Raw genomic sequence first — 17,359 nt, 5'->3', positions numbered from 1 at the left:
AGGGTATATGATACGGATAAAAAAGAGTTGTCAGTTTTGTTTTTTTATTGCAGGATGTATTTTGATCAATTATATTGGAAGAAAGGCGGCAGAGATATTGAACCTTCCGGCATGGTTTGATTCTGTGGGAACAGTTATAGCTGCTTATGTTTATGGACCGGTCTGTGGAGCGATCGCAGGGGCAGCAGTTAATATCATGTACAGCATTCATGTAAAAACAGCAGTATTTTATGCATTAACCAATGCAGCAGTCGGTTTTGCAGTTGGCATCTGTGCCAAAAAAGGATATTTGAATACGTTGTTTGGGGCAATGTCAACCGCATTTTCAGTAGCAGCCTTATCGACACTTATATCTACGCCGCTTAATTATATCTTTGCAGGAGGATCTACCGGCAACCAATGGGGAGATGGAACTGCCTGTCTTTTTATGAAACTGGGACTCAACAGTGTCATAAGCCATATTTTAGGAGAATTTTATCTTGACTTTTTAGATAAAGTCTTAGTGATCATGTTTTTGTATCTTGTTGTACAGAATTTCAAAAAAAAGAAGTTAAAGGGCATAGGAGTACTGTGGATACCGGTATTCCTTGTTTTTATGCTCCCGGAAACCACATCAGCAAAAGAATTAAATACGGATTACCAGAGATATGTACAGACAGTCTACGCCAGAGAGAATGGTCTGCTGGGAGGAGAAGCAAATGATATTGCCCGGACAAAAGACGGTGTACTCTGGATCGGTACGTATGGAGGATTATATCGGTATAGTGGAAGCCAGTTTCAGCTGATCAAAGACTTCCCATCAGTTAAGAATGTCAATTGTTTATATACAGATGTTGCGGGACGGCTGTGGATAGGGACAAATGACGGAGGATTATCAATCTGTATCAATCAGGAGATTTCAAATATTGTCAATAAAGACAATGGTCTGCCATCGGATTCTGTGCACTGTATCACAGAGAGTGCAAATGGCTGTTATTATGTAGGGACGACGGATGGACTGGTCATTATGACTTTATCCGGAGGATTAAGGGTACAGACGGTGATACCGGAGATCACATACGCAGACAGTATCAGTGCGGATGCAGATGGAAATGTTGCAGTTGTCACAGAAGCAGGTGAACTTTATCTTGTACGCGGGTCAGAGATCCTTGCAAAACAGTCTCTGAAAAAAGAAGGAAAATCATATCACAGCTGTGCATTTGATGCATCAGGAATATTGTATGCCGGAACGTCCGGAAACAGTATTGAAGTTTATCAGATCAGGGAGGATTCTTTATGGAAAGCATCTGCAAAAAGCTGTAATGAGCTGCAAAAGATCAATGCGTTGTATGTATCGGAAGATAACAGGATATTTATCTGTGCAGATAATGGGGCAGGTTATCTGGATGAAAAAAGATCATATCATGTGATCGATACCGGAAACTTTAACAGTTCGATCGAAAGTATGTTAGTTGATTACCAGGGAAACCTCTGGTTTGCTTCGTCAAGATCCGGTCTGTTGAGGTTATGTCCGTCAGCATTTACAGAAATCTATGAAGAAGCCGATATTCCGGAACAGGTAGTCAATACGGTAACAGGCTGGGGAAACAGGCTTTATTTTGGGACAGATCATGGGATAGATGTGATCGATCCGCAACACAATATAATAGAAGATGATCCTGTTGCACAGATATTTCAAGGCGCAAGAGTACGATGCCTGTTTGTGGATTCCCGGAACCACCTCTGGGTATGTACATTTGGAAGGGGATTGTGGGAGATAAATGAAGACGGAACAGCGGTGGACCATGAAGAACAGAAAGGAACCTCAGGAGAGAAGTTCCGGTTTGTCACAGAGTTAAATGACCATACGATCGTTGCAGGTGGAGATGGGGGTATTACATTTATCAAAGATGGAAATGTCTATGACACGATCGGAGAAGAACAGGGACTGAAGAATCAGAAAGTACTGTCTGTTTATGAAAATTATGATGGCAGTCTGTATGCTGGGACAGATGGGAATGGGATTGCAGTTATCAGAGATCATAAGGTCACAGAAATATTAGACCGGAAGAACGGCCTGAGTTCGGAAATCATATTAAGAATGATACCGGATAAAGAAAACGAGGGATTGTTTATTGTAACAGGAAGCGGGCTGTGTTATCAGGATGCAGCGGGAAAGATCCGTTATTTCGGACAATTCCCATATTATAATAACTATGATCTTGTAGAAGGCAGGAATGGAGAACTCTTTGTATTAGGTTCTGCGGGGATCTATGTGGCAGATAAAGAGGAACTGCTGTCTGGGAAAAAATTAAATTATGAACTTCTTGATGTCAAACAGGGACTGCGGTTGTCCCTGACGCCAAATGCATGGAATTACACAGACGATGCAGGAAATCTGTATCTGTCCGGTGACAGGGGAGTGGTCAGCATCAATCTGGAACAGTATGATATCAAAAACCGTTCCTATCGTATGCTTCTGCAGAAGATAAAGGTAGATGGTGAACAATATGCAGTTGAAAAAGGTGAGACCATAACCATACCACAGGGAGCAAATACCATAGAACTATTACCGGAGATCGTTAATTATTCGATCAATGATCCAAAGATACAGGTGTATTTAGAAGGATTTGACAGATCACCAAAAGAATTCTATCAAAGCAGCATGAACAGTGTTGTATATACGAATCTGCCTTCCGGTGATTATACATTCCATGTGGCAGTTCTTGATACAAAGGGTGACCGTGTCATGGCAGAAACAACATATCCGGTAAAAAAAGAACATGAAATATATGAAAACTGGTGGTTTCAGCTTTATGCAGCAGTTGTGTCTATGGTCATCATACTATATCTGGGCTGGATGTTTTTCAGAACACAGATCCAGAAAACTATAAAATTACAAAGGATGGAACTCGAGTGGACAAAAAAACAGCTTCAGATGGGAAATGAAACCATCCTTACGATTGCACAGGCAGTAGATGCAAAAGATGTAAGTACAAGTAAACATTCCCTGCGGGTAGCGGACTATTCAGCATTGATCGCAAAAGAATTAGGTTATAGCAGGCAGGAATGTGAGGATTTAAGGAAAATGGCACTTCTGCATGATATCGGAAAAATCGCAATACCAGACCGTGTGTTAAATAAGCCGGAAAGGCTGACGGAAGAGGAATATGTGCTGATGCAGTCCCATGTAAAGAAGGGAGCAGAAATCTTAAAGAATTTTACTCTGATCGACCATGTGGCAGATGGTGCGCTTTATCATCATGAAAGATATGATGGCAGCGGATATCTTTATGGACTGAAAGGGGATGAAATCCCATTAAATGCGCGTATTATCGGAATAGCAGATGCATTTGATGCAATGACGGCAAACCGGATCTACCGGAAACAGATGGATATGGAATATGTTCTGAATGAATTAAAAAAAGGAAGGGGTACACAGTTTGATCCACAGCTTACAGATATTTTCTTAAAGCTGCTTGAGAATGGAACCATAGATGTGCTTCATATGTATACAAGAGCAGAGGATAAGGAGCAGGAAGATGAAACGTGATAGAATCAGATTATATATGCTTGCTGCGATGACCGCAGTGATAATGATCCTGTTAACCTATGGTATTCACAAGATAACGGATGGAAGAGTCGCGGACCGGACAGTGAAGGCTGGATTCGTTTATGTGGGGGATATCAGTACCGGATATACAGGAAATTTTGTAAAAGCCCAAAAAGAAGTAGAACAGAAGTATGGCAGTCAGATAGAAACGGTCACGAAGTTTAATGTACCGGAGGATTTTGTGGGAGATGCTTTAGATGAACTGCTCACAGAGGGATGTCAACTGATCTTTACAAACAGTTACGGTTACGGAGATACGGTAAAGGAATATGCCGGACGGTATCCGGATGTAGAATTCTGTCAGGCGGCTTGTAACAATGCAAATGTGAGCCCGGTCTATGAAAATTATCATACGTTTATGGGGACGATCTATCAGGGGAGATATATTTCAGGTGTGATAGCGGGTATGAAATTAAAAGAACTGATCGGGAATGGAGTGATCACAAAGGAGCAGGCAAAAGTCGGATATGTCGGGGCATATGAAAATCCGGAAGTTGTTTCCGGATATACTGCATTTATTATCGGTATACGCTCCATTGTGCCGGAGGCAGTAATGACTGTGCAGTATACAAATATCTGGGAGGATTATTATTTAGAAAAGGTATGTGCGGAACAGCTGATCGATGAAGGCTGTGTGGTGATCTCGCAGCATTCTGATACAATAGGTCCGGCAGTAGCCTGTGAAGAAACAGACAGCAGCCGTCCGGTTTATTATGTCAGTTATAATGACAGTATGGCAGATATTGCACCGACGACGTATCTGACAGGTACAAAGATCAACTGGGAACCTTATATCGAACAGGCGGTAGCAGCAGTGCTGAAAAAGAAAAATATTGAGGATTGTATAAATGGGAATATTCATGGGAATGATGTTTCTGCCGGATTTGAGCAGGATTGGATACAGATGCTTGCATTGAATGAATTTACAGCAGCAGAAGGAAGCAGGGAATGTATAGATACACTGGTACAGAAGTTTAAGAGAAAACAGCTGCAGGTCTTCTGTGGAGAGTATACCGGAACGGATATCAATGATCCGTCAGATAAGATCGATCTAAGGAAAGGCTATCAGGAAAATGAAAAAAGTTCAGCACCCTCATTTCATTATATTTTAGATGATGTGATCACAATCCGTCAGGGGGAGTATCAATAGGGTTGTGTGAACAACAGAGATAGATCCGGCATATTCTAATAAAAAAGACAGGAGCAGGATATGCAGGCTCAGATCATAGTATGTGCAATGGAAGTTCTGGTGATCCTTATAGTCATCTGCATGGCTGCAAGAAGGTGCAGAAGCAGGATAAAGTTAAGACAGATGGGAGAAGAAGAAAGAGCAGGGCAGTTGTCCATTTTGACAAAACCGTTTGGATTTGTATGTAAACCGGAAGAGGAGATACTGGTGAGTACAGAGGATGCCTGGCAGAGGAAGTACGGTTATGAAGCACTGTATGATGCCCTTGCCCCTCATTTCAATATGATCTTCGATCATTATCCGGTCTATTTTGATTATCAGGGAAAGACATGGCTGATCGAATTCTGGAAAGGACAATATGGGATCAATACAGGAGCAGAAGCAGGAATCTACCATGCAAACCGTCTGATCCCTAAAGGTCAGAGAAAACTAGTGCATTATAATGCCGTATCAGATGATGAAATGCCATTGATCGGTATTTGTCTGGAACGAAAGGGCAGAAAGCTTTTCACAGAAAAAAAATACCACTGGTGGCTGGCAGTTTTTGCTATGGGAGTATTCGGACCACCGGAAACGCTAAAGATGTATGTAAGTCTTACATTTGGATCATCTGCGATGGCACAGGCATTCTGGAATGGATTAAAAGAAACAGAGATACCGGCTGATGCCTGTCAGATACAGGGAGAGCAGGTGTCGGTTGTACTGTGTGACGGTGCACATTATGGAAAGATGACCGCTCTATACCGCTGGATGATACAGCAGGTCAACGGTATGTATTGTATCTTGTACCATATGATAACCTGGCCATACAGGAGAATGACTGGTAAGATGCTGTTTTTGTATGGGCAGAGTCCGTGGTGTTTCCGGCATATGTTAAGACTGCATGCGTTTGGAAGAAAACACAGGTAGTCAGGAAACATATACCTATTCTAGGATATGAGGAGCAAAAGATGTTTTGCTCCTCATAGGATGCAGACTATGCCATATTGTTGATCTGTTTGTATTTATAGATCATTTCAGCATGTTCCTGTTCTTCTGTCTGAATATGATTCAGCAATTTACGGACATCATTAGAAGCAAACTGGAACAGATTGGTATTGTAGTCGCCGGAAACTAATTTTTCATTTCCGATACTGTCTGCACAGAGCAGGGCATCATGCTGTTTATCTGTCTGACTGGAGGTAGGATCATAAGCAGCTTTTGGATGGTATGCATCTGCTTTGGAAGCAGCATGAGAAAAAGAAGGTATTTTGCCTTTTAATACCTCTCCTAACATCTGATAATGTTCCTGTTCGTCTTGTGCAATCTGTGAGAATAAGTCACGCAGGCCACAGTCTTTGGCAGTATTGGCATAAAGCGTATAGTGTTCCATGCAGACTTTTTCCTGTTGCTGCAGTTCTTTGAGTGCAAGTGTTTCTTTTTCTGTTAATATCATAGGGCTTCTCCTTTACTAAAAAGTTTCTGGATTTATCGCTTTTAGTATGGTCTGCCGTTGGGGAAATTATACGGAGTAATGAAAGAAAAAAGTATTCCCTGTATCCGGCTGCTGCCGAATCAGGGAAAAGGAGAAAAGTATGATATATGTAAACCCTTTCGGGATTGCTTTTTGACGGAGTCGACCAAGCCCCACAGGACTTTACAACTCCTTTGTTTATGTTTATAGTATATATGGAAATTGTGTTCTGAATTTGAATAAAAAGGTAAGATTTCCTTAAGTTTCTAAAAAATAAATAAACAGATTGGGAGATTTTTATGAGAAATAAGTCAAAACTTGCAAAGATCAGGAAAAAAAGTGTTCCCACATACCCAAGAGAGTGGATGTATATGTGTCGGGACGAAGTGCGATTAGCACAGATCAAAGAGGCATTAGAAGAGGATTATGAGATGGAGTACTGGGATGAAGCCGGTGTGTTAGAAGTAGAACTGCCATCGGAAACGGCATCATCAGTGGATTTTGAAACAGTGGATATGGCCCGTGCCGATGAGATGACCGATGCTTATATGAAGGAACATGATATCAAAACGGTTTTTTTAGTATCGATCGATCCGCTCGATTACGAAGCGGCTAAGACGGCAATGCAGAAAGTGATACAGGCATTTGGCGGTTTCTTCTGTGGAGATACACCGGATTTTCTGCCACTTGTGAAATCATAAAAAAGCCTGTAGAATGGGCATAGACACTGCTTACAATATATCTAGGAGGATACTTAAAATGGAAAAAAGAATTTCAGGAACAACAGGTTTATTAGGGTTGATCGGTTCTCCGGTAGGACATTCCGGTTCTCCGGCTATGTATAATTACTGTTTTGAAAAATTAGGGATTGACTATGCATATCTTGCATTTGATGTAAAAATTCCACAGGTAGCAGATGCGGTCACAGCGATCCGCACCTTTCATATGAGAGGCTGTAATGTGACCATGCCATGTAAAACAGAAGTCGTAAAATACATGGACGAGCTTTCCGAGGCGGCAAAGATCATCGGTGCAGTCAATACGATCGTAAATGAAGATGGAAAATTAGTCGGACATATCACAGACGGAGAAGGATTTGTAGATAATTTAAAAGATCATGGAATCGATATCAAAGGGAAGAAGATCACTGTTGCCGGTGGTGGCGGTGCAGCAACGGCAATTCAGGTGCAGTCTGCATTATCCGGTGCAAGAGAGATTTCGATTTTTAATATTAAGGACGATTTTTTCCAGAGAACGTTAGATACTGCAGAGAAGATCAGAAAATCCTGTCCGGAGTGTACGGTAAATGTATATGACATTGCTGATCAGCAGAAGATGAAAGCAGAGATAAAATCCAGTGAAATATTTGCAAATGCAACGATCGTTGGCATGAAACCGATGGAGGATGAGAGTGTCATAAAAGACTTAAGTGCATTCCGCAAAGGTCTTGTCGTATGCGATGCTGTTTATAATCCAAAGGAAACAAAGCTGTTAAAAGAAGCAAAAGAAGCCGGCTGTATCTGTATCAACGGAGAAGGCATGTTAGTATGGCAGGGTGCAGCAGCTTTTAAACTATATACCGGAAAAGAAATGCCGGTAGAAGGCGTAAAAAAATTATTATTCGGCTAAGGAGGACTCTGTAAATGGAAACAATCACACATCACATTTTTCTGATCGGATTTATGGGAACAGGAAAAAGCACGATTTCCGCAGAATTAAAGGAAATGCTGCACAGAGAATGCTTAGAAATGGATCAGATGATCGTTGAGAGCCAGAAGATGCCGATCTCTGAAATTTTTGAGAAATATGGAGAAAATCATTTCAGAGATATCGAAACACAGACACTGATCGGCTTAAAAGACCATGAACCGGCGATCGTATCCTGTGGCGGCGGCATCGTGGTACGGCAGGAAAACATTTCCCATATGAAAGAAAGCGGAAAGATCGTACTATTGACGGCAACACCGCAGACAATCTATGAGCGCATCAAGGACAGTACCGACCGTCCGGTTTTAAATGGACATATGAATGTAGAATATATCCGTGAACTGATGGAAAAACGCCGGGAAAAATACGAAGCAGCGGCAGATCTGATCGTTGCAACAGACGACAGATCCATAGAGGAGATCTGTAGGGAGATCATTGAAGGAGTCCGGCAGCTTAATATATAGAGCAGCTCTGCATGAGCTGCCCTGCGAATGATAAAAACTGCTTTTTATATGCAGACATGATGTATCAAGTTTTATGATCTTAAATGATACTGAATAGTTATTCAAAATATTATGTGGATGATTTCAGGAGGCAACAATATGTATCAGGCTGATGAAACAAGATATGATAAGATGCAGTATCACCGTTGTGGAAACAGTGGCTTGAAACTGCCGGAAGTTTCTTTGGGAATGTGGCATAATTTTGGATCAAATGCTGATTATGACAATATGAAAAATATGTGTATGACAGCATTTGATGCAGGAATCACACATTTTGACCTTGCAAATAATTACGGACCGGTCTATGGTGCAGCAGAAGAAAACTTTGGACGGATCTTAAAAGATGTGATGAAACCATATCGGGACGAACTGGTCATTTCTACAAAAGCCGGTTTTGATATGTGGCCGGGACCGTATGGCAACTGGGGATCTAAGAAATATTTAGTAGCCAGTTTAGACCAGAGTTTAAAACGGATGGGCTTGGAATATGTGGATATTTTTTATCATCACAGACCAGATCCCAAAACTCCGTTAGAGGAAACCATGCTTGCATTAGATGGCATTGTAAAAAGCGGAAAAGCATTATATGTCGGAATATCGAATTATAATAAAGAGCAGACAAAACAGGCAATGGAGATCTTGAGGGAGTTAAGGACGCCATTTATCATTAATCAAAGAAACTATTCACTGTTTGAGCGTGATATCGAAACCGATGGTCTGAAGCATTTTGCAGCTGGGAATGGCTGTGGTATCATTGCATTCTGTCCATTGGCGCAGGGACTTCTGACAGACAAGTATCTGCATGGAATCCCGGAAGACAGCCGTATCAGGAAGGATGGCAGATTCTTACAAGAAAGTGCGGTCACACCGGAACGTATTACACAGATACGAATGCTAAATGAGATTGCCAAAGGACGGGGACAATCCCTGGCACAGATGGCATTATCATGGATCTTACGGGATGGAGAAGTAACATCCGTACTGATCGGAGCATCGAAACCGTCACAGATCTTAGAAAATGTCAAGATTGTTGGAAATACAAAATTTACAAAAGAGGAATTAGATGCAATCGAAGAAGCGTGCAGATAGTGTTGGTAAAGTCAGAATGTATTTATCGTTGGCATAGATGATAGTAATATCACGATGATGCCGTTGAATATTACAGGCAGATATCCAAAAACAGCCCGAAAGTGGTGGTTATCATCAACCACTTTATTCGGGCTGTTTATTATGTAGTAAAATTTGTGTCGAAAGTCTCTGTAAAAAGATTTTTAGACAGAAAATTCTGCATTTGCAAATTGTATTATTGTTTTTGTATAAATTTCTTTGTAAACAGATCCTTCCATGCCGCAGGATGGAATAAGATCAGTAATGGGAACAGCTCTAATCTTCCGGCAAGCATATCAAACATCAGGACATATTTAGAAAAGATCGAAAAATGTCCAAAGTTCTGTGCAGGACCGGCCAGTTCAAGTCCCGGACCGATATTATTGATTGTAGCGGCTACGGCAGTAAAGTTTGTGATCAGATCCTTTCCCTCAAAGGAGATCAGAAATACAGATGTAGAAAACAGGATGATAAAGGTAATGAAGTATACGTTGATCGACCGGACAACTTCATGTTCCACTGCTTTTCCTTCAAACTTGATCTTTTTGATGCTCTTAGGGTGTAGATAAGAGTTGAGTTCTTTGATAATGGTCTTGATCAGGATCATGATACGGGAAACTTTGATCCCACCGCCGGTACTTCCTGCACATGCACCGATAAACATTAAAAGTACAAGGATCGTCCTGCTTGCTTCTGGCCAAAGATTAAAGTCCACAGATGAAAATCCTGTTGTGGTTATGATAGAGCCGACCTGAAAAGACGCATGCCGCAGAGCATCCGAGGCATTATCAAACATCTGTAAGATATTTAAGAAGATAATGGCAATGGATGCAAAAATGATCACAAAATATCCTCGGACCTCCTCCATAGATAAAGCCCTTTTTACACTTCCGAATATCAGCAGATAATAGGCATTAAAGTTGACTCCGAATAAAATCATGAAGATTGTCACAACCCATTGCAGATAGGGGGAATAGCTCATAAAACTGTCATTTTTAATACCAAATCCACCGGTTCCCGCAGTGCCAAAACTTGTAGTGAAAGCATCAAATAAAGGCATTTTTCCGGCAAGCAGAAAAATAATCTCAAGGACGGTCATTATAAAGTAGATGATATAAAGGATCCTTGCGGTATGTTTGATCTTTGGCACCAGTTTCCCGACAGAAGGTCCCGGACTTTCTGCACGCATCAGGTTGATATGGGAACCACCGCTTAACGGAATGATTGCAAGTAAAAAGACAAGAACCCCCATACCACCGATCCAATGTGTAAAACTGCGCCAAAATAAGGCACAGTGGGAGAGTGCTTCTACATCACTTAAGATACTTGCACCGGTTGTTGTAAAACCGGAGATCGTTTCAAATAAAGCATCTGTAAATGATGGGATCTCACCGCTCAAATAAAAAGGCAGGGATCCGAAGATACTAAGTAAGATCCAGCTTAAGGAAGTAGTGATACATCCCTCTTTTAAGTAAAATACCTGGCTTTGCGGTTTGCATCTGGTCATAAGAAAGCCGAGCAGAAGGCAGGCAGCTGCAACCCCTGCATAGTAAAAGCCTTCCTGTTCATGGTAAATGCAGGCAATTCCTGCCGGCAGAAATAAAAATAAACCCTCTATTTTCAGTACACTTCCTAATATATATCGAATAATTGAACTGTTCATGCCATCCTCCGTTATTCTAATATATCCAAAATATCGTTAAATCCGGTATGTGTTGTAACGATCATCACGGTATCACCGACCTGAATACAGTCCTGACCGCTTGGAATAATGATGGAACCGCTGCGGTTGATAAAGGAGATCAGCAGATCTTTTTTCAAAGAAAGGTTCATAAGTGGAATATTGGTTACTTTTGATTCTTCATCTACACGAAATTCGATCGCCTCAACTCTGTGGTCAAACATATGATAGAGTGTTTCAATATTACTGCCCATGGAATTCTGTTTAGCACGTACATAGGCAATGATCGCTTCGGAAGTGATATAGCGCGGATAGACAACGCTTCCTAAATCCAAATTACTGATCACGTCATGGAAGGTAATGCGGTTGATCTTAGTGATCACTTTCGCATTGGAAACCTGTCTTGCATGGAGTGTCAGAAGGATATTTTCCTCATCAATGCCTGTTAAGGCAACGAAAGATTCTGCATATTCGATCCCTTCCTCTTTTAAGAGTTCGGTATCTGTACCATCACCATTGATGATAATGGCTTTTGGCAGGAGAATACTTAATTCTTCACAACGTTTTCTGTCATTTTCAATGATCTTTACGGAGATTCCCATGTTCAATAACTGTTTTGCAAGATAGTAAGCAGCTTTTCCGCCACCAATGATCATGGTATCTTTTACCTGATGTGTCTTAAAACCGATCTTCTCTAGGAAATGCTTACCGTCTTTACGTGTGGAAACAAAGGAAATGATATCCCCCGATTTGATCAGAAAATTACCGGAAGGGATATATACCTGACCATCACGTTCAATTGCACAAATCAGAATATCAGAGGTGATATTTTTACCTAAATGGGCGATCGTCATATCATGTAAGGTATTACCATTAGGTACTTTGAACTTGATCAGTTCTGCCTGTCCATGTGCAAATGAATTGACTTCTAATGCAGTTGGCAGATAGAGAATACGAGCAGCTTCTTTGGAAGCTTCATATTCAGGATTGATGATCATAGCAAGACCTAACCGTTCACGCAGGTAGCTGATCTCGCTGATGTAATCCGGTGTACGGACTCTTGCGATCGCAGCACAGTTAGCAACCTGTTTTGCAATTGTACAGCAAAGCAGATTCAATTCGTCGGAATTCGTAACAGCGATGATCAGATCGGCATTTTCAATGCCGCCTTCCATCTGTACACTGTAGCTTGCACCATTTCCAACGACACCCATGATATCATAAAGATTAGCAATTTCCTGAACCTTCTGGGCATTTTTATCAATAATTGTAATATCGTGTCCTTCTTTACTAAGCTGTTCGATCAGTGTAGAACCTACTTTTCCACAGCCTACAATAATAATATTTAATCCCTGTCTGCCGGGTTTTTTTGCCTTTAACATAATCTTCCTCCATGGCATGATATAATCTTGTGCAACCATTGTATTTTGTAAGGTTACGTTCTACTAAAAAAAAGGGTTACAGATAACCCACTACATTATAGCACGCTATAGGAAAAAAAACAGTAAAGAAACGGATAAGATTTGTTTATTTCAGTTCGACTGTATCATCCCAGAAACGTTTGGGAATATTCTGGCTCTGTAATTTGGGATTTTTTCGGGCTTCGATGGCGATCGAATCAAAAAAAGTACACCAGAGTTTGCGAAATCCCTCTTCTTCAGAAGAATATTCTTTTGTTAAATCTAAATTTAATGTGCTGGCATCGACGATCAGATAATCTTTCGATGATGTATGGACAGCAGCCATCTGATGTGAGGCATCATAGATGATAAAGTTCTCTAATGGGAGGCGGTCGGTAAAGTGTGTGGCTAAAATAGGAAGGACATCATTCTTCGCATGGATCTGTGCAAACAAAATTCCGCTTTTAAGTTCATAAAAACGTAAAAATTCCAAGAGGTGATGACCTTCATTCGCAGTCTGTCTGCAGAGTTCAAAGATGCAGGAAATGCAGGGTTCACTCAGATATTCCAACACTTTTGCACCTTCCGGCAGTGCAAGTGCCATAACGATCGTCTGATAGATCGCATTTGCTTTATCCATCGTTAATTTCCGGCAATGGCTGTCTGCCATGGCACACTTACAGATCGTTTCGTAAAAATCCGTTCCTAAACGAGTGATCATTGTCCGGGAAACTTTACGGCTCTTGTCACTATCAGGAATTACCGGTATATATTCTGAAAATAACATAAGATTGCCACTGTTATCAGAACTAAGCTGTATGTGTTTGTGACCATAATGGCTTGCCCATGCATCATACACGCCGGTAAAAATACCGTCGATGCTGTCTTCGCATTGAAAAATGTACATAATATGGCGGCTCCTTTCTGGTAGAATGTACTTTAGTTCATACCCGGAGGGCTTTTAGTATATCGAACTATGATTCAGGAGATCATAGACATATCATCAAACAGGGATAACTGTTTGTAATTACTCTCCCGCAGATCCTGCGGGATCTGTGTGCGGTCGGAGAGCAGATTCCGGCAGATATAGTCTTCATCTAACTTTGTCGGGTACATCATACGTCCGGAACAGGTGAGAAAATATAAGGCACGTTTTAAAACCACGCCCATTTTCTTTAAGTCGGGAAAATCCAGGCGGCTGCCCCGGCGGGCTTTTACGATCCGGCTTGCAGACTTTGCACCGATCCCCGGCACACGGAGCAGTGTCTTATAATCGGCAGTCTGAACTTCTACCGGAAAATATTCCAAGTGCCGTAATGCCCAGTCACATTTCGGATCTAAATAGATATTAAAGTTCGGACGGTCTTCCGATAAGAGTTCATTTACGGTAAAATGGTAGTAACGGAGCAGCCAGTCTGCCTGATAGAGACGGTGTTCCCGAAGAAGAGGCGGACCACCCGGTAAGACGGGAAGACCAGAGTTATGGTTGACATTTACAAAAGCAGAATAAAATACCCGCTTTAAGTCAAAATTCCGGTAGAGTCCTTCTGCAACACTCATGATCTGAAAATCATTTTCGGGGGTTGCGCCGATGATCATCTGGGTACTCTGACCGGCAGGAACGAACTTCGGAGCCTTGCGGTAGACTGTCAATTCCTGCTTGTTATCCGTAATGCCATTTTGTATCATCCGCATCGGCTTTAAGATCGTATTGCGGGATTTGCAGGGGGCAAGTTTACGCAGGGAATCGCTGGTTGGAAGTTCAAGGTTAATGCTCATACGGTCAGCTAAATAGCCGGTCTTTTCAATCAGAAGCGGATCGGCCCCTGGGATTGCCTTGACATGGATATAACCCTGAAAGCGGTATACTGTTCTAAGACGGTAGAGCGTCTGGTAGATCAGATCCATCGTGTAATTCGGACTGATGATGATGCCGGAACTTAAGAAAAGTCCCTCAATATAATTCCTGCGGTAAAATTCAATCGTAAGCGTGCAGATCTCCTCCGGTGTAAAAGTTGCACGCGGAATATCAGAATTACAGTTATTCTGACAGTAGGAGCAGTTAAAGATACATTCATTGGTAAATAAGATCTTAAGCAGGGAAACACATCGTCCATCGGCAGCAAATGTATGGCAGATACCACAGGACATCGTATTGCCGATACCGGTTCCATCTCCCCGCCGGTCGACACCGCTTGACGTGCAGGCAACATCATATTTTGCCGCATCCGTTAAGATCGCAAGCTTCTCCATTAAGGAAGGAGAGAAGTGGACAGAAGGAATATTCTTATAGGCAGATGCAGAAAGTGCAGGTGTTTTATCAGCAGCGGTCATGGCAGACTCCTTTTTAATAAGATGTATTGATCAGACAGTAACTTGAATACATGTAAATACTTACAAACATACGTTCTAGGCATATAATAGCACATATGTTCGCATAATGCAACAGGAAAATTTAGGTTGTATTTAAGTAAATATATTATAATAAGAAAGATAACTATTCAGTAGAATCATAAAAATTGATACGTCATGCTTGCATGTAAGTAGCAGTTTTTATGATTCGTAAGGTGGCTCGAATAGAGCCACCGCCCCATATATGAGCAAAATAGCTGCAAAGCAGCGGTAAAGCACGATTTATCATGCGGTTTTGCGAATATATGAGTGGGGTTCTGAATAGTTACTAAGAAGGATACGAAAGTATATATGACACGCTCAGGAGGTAAAACATGCGGCTGTTATTAGCGGAAGACGAAAAAGAATTATCGAGAGCATTGGTGACCGTTTTAAAATATAACCATTATTCCGTAGATGAAGTCTATGATGGAATGGAAGCATTAGAATATTTAGAAAATGGCAGTTATGATGGTGTGATCTTAGATGTGATGATGCCGAAATTAGACGGTATCTCCGTATTAAAAAAGATCCGCGCAAAAGGCAATCAGGTGCCGGTACTGATCTTATCTGCAAAGTCGGCACTTGAGGATAAGGTGCTTGGTTTAGACTGCGGAGCAGACGATTATCTGACAAAACCGTTTGCAACGAAAGAACTTTTAGCACGCGTGCGTGCGATGATGCGTAGAAAAACCACAGAACTGGATACAAAACTGGTTTTTGAAGATTTAGAATTATCACCAACGACATTTCAGTTAGGATGTAAAGGTGAGTGGGTATATCTTGCCAATAAAGAATACCAGATCATGGAAATGCTGATCATAAATCCAAGATGTGTGTTGTCTGCAGGGCAGTTTATTGAAGTAGTCTGGGGATGTGACAGTGATGTGGAAAATAACGTGGTCTGGACATATATTTCAAGACTGCGGAGAATTTTAAAACAATTAGGTTCAAAAGCTGTGATCCGTACCGCAAAGGGAATCGGTTTCGCATTGGAGAGGGAAAATGATTAAACAATTACGAAAACGGTTTATCTTTATAGCAATGAGTTCCTTTTTTATCGTGGTATTTCTGATTGTGGGACTGACAAGTCTGTCATATCATGTGCGTGTCCAAAAGGAAATCGAAGAAAATTTATCCGTCATTATTGAAAATTTAGATGAAATAGAACATGCAGAAGCTCATGTATATAAAACTGATATAGAGGGTGATACAGAAAAACCTATATATCAAAACCGGGATAATGAAGGAAAGGATGAAATTGATGAAATTTTAAATGGTGTCCGTTTCTTCACAGTAACGATCAATGCAGAAGGGGAAATGGTAGCAGCCAATACACATAATACAAGAACAGTAGATGAAAAAAAAGCAGAAAAAATCGTGTCCGGTCTGTATCGGGAACATAAAACAGAGGGATATTATAAGTATCGGAAATATCGTGCGGTAAACAGAGGAGAAAATACAATCTATGTGTTTGTCAATGCAAAAGGACAGCTTAAGACATGTCAGACACTTATAAAAAATAATATATTTAGTGCTTTAGTGGAATTGTTAATTCTTATTTTTCCCGTCTGGCTCTTTTCGGGTTATGTGGTAAAACCGGTAAAGGAAAGCTATGAGAAACAGAAAACTTTTATTACAAATGCCGGACATGAGATCAAAACACCGCTGACGATCATTGATGCCAATACGGATGTGATTGAATTAACAACCGGAGAAAGTGAGTGGACAAGAAGTACCCGTAACCAGATCAAACGGCTTTCTAAGCTAACGGAACAGCTTATCATGCTTGCAAAGTTAGAGGAATTTGAAAAACTCTCACAAACCGATAAAGTGATTTTGTCAGATATGGTCACAGAAGTCTGCGAACAGTTTGAAACAGTTGCAGATAAGCATAACAAGCAGTTAAAAGCAGATATCGATCCGGCACTTATGATACAGGCAGATGCCGATATGTTAGAGCGGATGTTCTCAATCCTGCTTGACAATGCCGTCAAATATGCAGATGATGGTACGATGATCTTTGTGAGCCTTAAGAAAATCGGAAAAAATATCGTTTTTGAGATCGAAAATCATGCAGCAGGTATGAAAAAAGGAAAACACGACGAATTATTTGAGCGTTTTTATCGGGCAGATTCGTCGAGAAACTCTGCAACCGGCGGGTATGGGATCGGACTTTCTGCGGCAAAAACGATTGCAGAACTGCACAAAGGAAGGATCACAGCGCATTCTGTATATGATGGAATCATTAAATTTCAAATTTTTTTAAAAATTTAGCTTGTCTTTAAGTTCATATCTTATACTCTGCATTGTGCTATTTGAAATAGAAAACAATG

14 protein-coding genes are annotated in these 17,359 nt (G+C 41.1%); 9 read left to right on the top strand and 5 right to left on the bottom strand.

Annotation, left to right across the window (positions count from 1 at the left end):
- Positions 1-7: 7 nt before the first annotated feature.
- From H8S17_RS08785 to H8S17_RS08775, 3 genes are read left to right on the top strand one after another with little or no spacing between them, the layout of a single operon-like run.
- Positions 8-3,532 carry an HD domain-containing phosphohydrolase gene (locus H8S17_RS08785; RefSeq protein ID WP_186867031.1) on the top strand — a complete coding sequence of 1,175 codons (3,525 nt, stop codon included), beginning with the start codon at positions 8-10 and terminating at the stop codon, positions 3,530-3,532.
- Positions 3,522-4,742, top strand: coding sequence for a BMP family ABC transporter substrate-binding protein (locus H8S17_RS08780; protein ID WP_186867030.1), 1,221 nt, complete (start codon positions 3,522-3,524; stop codon positions 4,740-4,742). Before H8S17_RS08785 ends, H8S17_RS08780 begins: the two co-directional genes overlap by 11 nt.
- 60 nt (positions 4,743-4,802) lie before the next feature.
- Positions 4,803-5,690, top strand: coding sequence for a DUF4474 domain-containing protein (locus H8S17_RS08775; RefSeq protein ID WP_186867029.1), 888 nt, complete (start codon positions 4,803-4,805; stop codon positions 5,688-5,690).
- Positions 5,691-5,757: 67 nt separating this feature from the next.
- On the opposite strand, the gene H8S17_RS08770 is transcribed toward H8S17_RS08775, so the two are convergent.
- Positions 5,758-6,216, bottom strand: coding sequence for a ferritin-like domain-containing protein (locus H8S17_RS08770; RefSeq protein WP_186867028.1), 459 nt, complete (start codon positions 6,214-6,216; stop codon positions 5,758-5,760).
- Between the two features lie 317 nt (positions 6,217-6,533).
- Between H8S17_RS08770 and H8S17_RS08765 the strand changes: the two genes are divergently transcribed.
- The 4 genes from H8S17_RS08765 to H8S17_RS08750 all read left to right on the top strand — a co-directional run bounded on the left by H8S17_RS08765 (position 6,534) and on the right by H8S17_RS08750 (position 9,533).
- On the top strand, positions 6,534-6,935 hold the full coding sequence (locus H8S17_RS08765) for a hypothetical protein (RefSeq protein ID WP_186867027.1): 402 nt from the start codon (positions 6,534-6,536) through the stop codon (positions 6,933-6,935).
- Positions 6,936-6,993: 58 nt separating this feature from the next.
- A complete protein-coding gene (gene aroE, locus H8S17_RS08760) occupies positions 6,994-7,863 on the top strand; it encodes a shikimate dehydrogenase (RefSeq protein WP_186867026.1) in 870 nt (289 codons plus the stop codon).
- A 14-nt stretch (positions 7,864-7,877) separates the two neighbouring features.
- Positions 7,878-8,405 (top strand): shikimate kinase, encoded by a 528-nt coding sequence (locus H8S17_RS08755; protein WP_186867025.1) that lies wholly within the window; start codon positions 7,878-7,880, stop codon positions 8,403-8,405.
- A 138-nt stretch (positions 8,406-8,543) separates the two neighbouring features.
- On the top strand, positions 8,544-9,533 hold the full coding sequence (locus tag H8S17_RS08750; RefSeq protein WP_186867024.1) for an aldo/keto reductase: 990 nt from the start codon (positions 8,544-8,546) through the stop codon (positions 9,531-9,533).
- 214 nt (positions 9,534-9,747) lie between these two features.
- Here the strand turns inward: H8S17_RS08750 and H8S17_RS08745 are convergent, their stop codons facing one another.
- The 4 genes from H8S17_RS08745 to H8S17_RS08730 form a co-directional block, all read right to left on the bottom strand.
- Positions 9,748-11,214 carry a TrkH family potassium uptake protein gene (locus tag H8S17_RS08745; RefSeq protein ID WP_186867023.1) on the bottom strand — a complete coding sequence of 489 codons (1,467 nt, stop codon included), beginning with the start codon at positions 11,212-11,214 and terminating at the stop codon, positions 9,748-9,750.
- A gap of 11 nt (positions 11,215-11,225) precedes the next feature.
- Entirely contained in the window at positions 11,226-12,614 is a 1,389-nt protein-coding gene (trkA, locus tag H8S17_RS08740; protein ID WP_186867022.1) for a Trk system potassium transporter TrkA, read from the bottom strand.
- A gap of 145 nt (positions 12,615-12,759) precedes the next feature.
- Positions 12,760-13,539: a TIGR03915 family putative DNA repair protein gene (locus H8S17_RS08735; RefSeq protein WP_186867021.1), complete on the bottom strand. Its 780-nt coding sequence runs from the start codon at positions 13,537-13,539 to the stop codon at positions 12,760-12,762.
- A gap of 74 nt (positions 13,540-13,613) precedes the next feature.
- Positions 13,614-14,885 carry a putative DNA modification/repair radical SAM protein gene (locus tag H8S17_RS08730; RefSeq protein ID WP_243238030.1) on the bottom strand — a complete coding sequence of 424 codons (1,272 nt, stop codon included), beginning with the start codon at positions 14,883-14,885 and terminating at the stop codon, positions 13,614-13,616.
- Between the two features lie 473 nt (positions 14,886-15,358).
- On the opposite strand from H8S17_RS08730, the gene H8S17_RS08725 reads away from it, so the two are divergent.
- Positions 15,359-16,036 carry a response regulator transcription factor gene (locus H8S17_RS08725; protein ID WP_186867019.1) on the top strand — a complete coding sequence of 226 codons (678 nt, stop codon included), beginning with the start codon at positions 15,359-15,361 and terminating at the stop codon, positions 16,034-16,036.
- The gene (locus tag H8S17_RS08720; protein ID WP_186867018.1) at positions 16,029-17,300 is read left to right on the top strand and encodes a sensor histidine kinase; all 1,272 of its coding nucleotides are present in this window, start codon (positions 16,029-16,031) and stop codon (positions 17,298-17,300) included. Before H8S17_RS08725 ends, H8S17_RS08720 begins: the two co-directional genes overlap by 8 nt.
- Positions 17,301-17,359: the final 59 nt, after the last annotated feature.

Origin of the sequence: Roseburia zhanii, assembly GCF_014287635.1 — a bacterium.
Taxonomy (GTDB): domain Bacteria; phylum Bacillota; class Clostridia; order Lachnospirales; family Lachnospiraceae; genus Roseburia_B; species Roseburia_B zhanii.
Note: the sequence above shows the minus strand (reverse complement) of the source record. Positions and strands in the feature narration are given on the sequence as shown.